Annotated in this window: 3 protein-coding genes; 1 reads left to right on the top strand and 2 read right to left on the bottom strand. The window is 68.3% G+C overall.

The genetic code is table 11. From position 1 onward, the window contains the following. Positions 1-16 precede the first annotated feature (16 nt). Both pyk and QOI01_RS28985 read right to left on the bottom strand, forming a co-directional pair. Positions 17-1,441, bottom strand: coding sequence for a pyruvate kinase (pyk, locus tag QOI01_RS28990; protein WP_526386591.1), 1,425 nt, complete (start codon positions 1,439-1,441; stop codon positions 17-19). 12 nt (positions 1,442-1,453) lie between these two features. After that, positions 1,454-2,479 (bottom strand): ketopantoate reductase family protein, encoded by a 1,026-nt coding sequence (locus QOI01_RS28985; protein ID WP_526386590.1) that lies wholly within the window; start codon positions 2,477-2,479, stop codon positions 1,454-1,456. A gap of 209 nt (positions 2,480-2,688) precedes the next feature. Here QOI01_RS28985 and QOI01_RS28980 point away from each other — a divergent pair. After that, the coding region (locus QOI01_RS28980) for a Rossmann-fold NAD(P)-binding domain-containing protein (RefSeq protein WP_526386589.1) at positions 2,689-3,142 on the top strand (454 nt) is incomplete at its 3' end.

The following is a 3,142-nucleotide window of genomic DNA, read 5'->3' as shown; positions in this document are numbered from 1 at the left end:
CCCCGCCACGGCGACGTCATTCGATGCGCAGCACCCGCACCGAATCGGTATAACCGGCCACGCCGCTGCGGCTCCCGGACACGACCACCACCACGTCGCCAGGATGGCACGCGCCCATTTCCACCAGCGCCCGACCCACTTCGCCTGGCATGGATTCGGCCGCCGCGGCCGGTGCCTGCACGGCGGACTCGATACCCCAGGAGAACGCCAGCCGCGCCCGCACCGTCTCGTCGTGCGCGAAGGCCAGCAGGGGTAGCGGCGAGCGCTGCCGCGCCAGGCGCAATGCCGTGTCACCGGTGCGGGTGAAGCAGCACAAAGCCGCCGCGCCGAGGCGTTGGCCCACTTCGCACGCAGCCGCGGCGATGGCATCGCCGAACTGGGCATCCGTGGCGTCTTCGGCGGCCCACTCGAGTGACTCGCCCCGGCCCGGCCCGCTCTCGGCAGCCTCCACGATGCGCGCCATAGTCGCGACCACGTACGCCGGGTGGGCGCCCACGCTCGTCTCGGCTGACAGCATCACCGCGTCCGCCCCGTCGAAGACCGCATTGGCCACGTCGGAGACCTCCGCGCGGGTGGGCCGCCGGTCGGAGATCATGGAATCCAGCATCTGGGTCGCCACGATGACCGGCTTGGCCGCCTGGCGGCACAACTGGATGGCCCGCTTCTGCACCAGCGGTATCTGCTCCAAGGGCATCTCGACGCCGAGGTCACCGCGGGCCACCATCAGACCGTCGAACGCCTCGACGATCGCCGGAAGGTCCGAGACCGCCTCCGGTTTCTCGAGTTTGGCGATCACGGGCACCCGCCGCCCGACCTCGTCCATGATTGCGTGCGCGAGCTTGACCTCCTCGGGGGCGCGCACGAACGACATCGCGACCATGTCGGCGCCGAGTTCGAGTGCGAACTTCAGGTCCTCGATGTCCTTCTCCGACAAGGGTGGAACACTCACTGCGACACCCGGAAGCGAGATGCCCTTGTGGTCGCTCACCGGGCCCCCGTCGAGCACCTCGCAGCGGATGTCGGAGCCCGCGACCTCGAGCACCCGCAGGTCGATCTTGCCGTCGTCGACGAGCAGCCGGTCGCCGGGGCGCACGTCGTTCGAGAGCCCCTCGTAGGTCGTGGACACCCGGTCGTGGTCGCCAGGACACGGGTCCGTGGTGATCACGACCCGGTCCCCAGTTGCCCACAGCACCGGCCCGTCGGCGAAGCAGCCCAGCCGGATCTTCGGCCCCTGCAGGTCGGCGAGCACGCCGACCATGCGGCCGCGTTCGGCGGCGATGTCACGGACCATCCCGTAGAGCGCCGAATGCTCGGCCCGGGTGGAGTGACTGAAGTTCAGTCGGGCCACATCCATTCCGGCATCGATGAGTTCGGTCAGCACCGGGGCGGTGGCGGTGGCCGGACCCAACGTACAGACGATCTTTGCGCGGCGGTTCACCATTTCTCTTCTCCCTTACTGCAGAGCCGGCTGAGTTGCCCGCTCGGTGGTGCGGTCGACCACCGGCACTGCTGGCGCGCAGGTGCGCGCGAGCAGGTCGGTGGCGGCATGGACGGTGCGCAACGTGGGGGCGGCGGCGCCCGTCAGGTCGGCCATCTCCACGACCGCGGTCACGATCGCGTCGAGTTCCAGCTGCTTGCCCGCTTTGAGGTCCTGCAACATCGAGGTCTTGTGGTGCCCCACGTTCTCGGCACCACGCAACCGCTTCTCGATGGAGATGTCCGGGGCGGCGCCGACCCTGGCCGCGATGTCGAGGGTCTCCTCCATCAGTTGGATCACCACTTGCCGGGTGCTCGGGTTCTGACAGATCTCGACCATCGTCGCCCTGGTCAGCGCGCTCAGCGGGTTGAAGGCGACGTTGCCCATCAGCTTGATCCAGATGTCACTGCGCAGGTCGGCCTCGACGGGAGCCTTCAATCCGCCGGCGATCATGGCTTCGCTCAACGCCTTACAGCGCGGGGAGAGCTCGCCCGACGGTTCCCCGATGGAGAACCGGGTGCCCTCGAGGTGACGGATCACCCCGGGCGCCTCGATGGTGGTAGCCGGATACACTACGCAGCCGATGGCGCGCTCGGGTGAGAGCACCGCACTGGTGGCGCCGCCGGGATCGACGGCCTCGACGCGACGCCCCCGGTAGGGGCCGGGCAGTTCGTGGAAGTACCACCACGGGATGCCGTTCTGCGCCGCCAGCACCGCGGTGTGCGCACCGAGCAGCGGATTCACCAGGGGACCGCAGGACGGGTAGCCGTGGGCCTTCAACCCGAGGAAGACGTAGTCGACGGGCCCGATCTCGGCCGGGTCGTCCGTGGCGTGGGGGTAGGCGACGAAGTCGCCACGCGCGCTGAGAACCCGAACCCCGTTCTCCCGCATGGCATGTAGATGGGCGTTGCGGGCGATGAGGTGGACCTCGGCGCCACCGCGCTGCAATGCGGCGCCCCAGTACGCGCCAATCGCTCCGGCACCGACGACTGCAATCTTCACGGCGACTCCCCTCTATTGGATACTGTCTGCATAGCTCGATCGTGAGCTCGAGCTCCCTGGCGCCAGGCGCAGTGGAGCCCACTCAATGGTTGCATACAATATGCAATTGCCCTAGCCTTTTTATTGCCGGGCTCGACTGAGCCGCCGGAGGCCTCCACAGACCTGCACCGCCTGGAGCGTTCCGACCGGCCACAGCCAGGAGGAGGAGCATGACCCTGATCGGAATCCCGCGGGAATCCGCGGAGGGCGAACGCCGCGTCGCGCTGGTCCCCAAGATCGTCGAGCGACTTCGTGCCCTCGGGCTCGAAGTCGTCGTGGAGAGCGGGGCCGGAGACGGAGCGCTGATCGGTGACGAGCACTACGAAAGGGCAGGCGCGACGATCGGTGATCCCTGGCCCGCCGACGTCGTGGTAAAGGTCAACCCACCGAGCTCGGACGAGATCAGCCTGCTGAAGCCAGGATCGGTCCTCGTCGGCTTCCTGGCCCCGCGGGCGCACCCCGAAGTGGTGGAACGGCTGCGCCTCGCCGACGTGACCGCGTTTGCGGTGGAGGCGATTCCGCGGATTTCGCGGGCGCAGGTGATGGATGCGTTGTCCTCGCAGGCCAATGTGGCGGGGTATAAGGCGGTGATTCTGGCGGCGTCGGAGTCGACGCGGTTCTTTC

This window comes from Mycobacterium sp. (assembly GCF_032162605.1).
GTDB lineage: Bacteria > Actinomycetota > Actinomycetes > Mycobacteriales > Mycobacteriaceae > Mycobacterium.
This window is presented reverse-complemented; position numbering and strand designations above follow the sequence as displayed.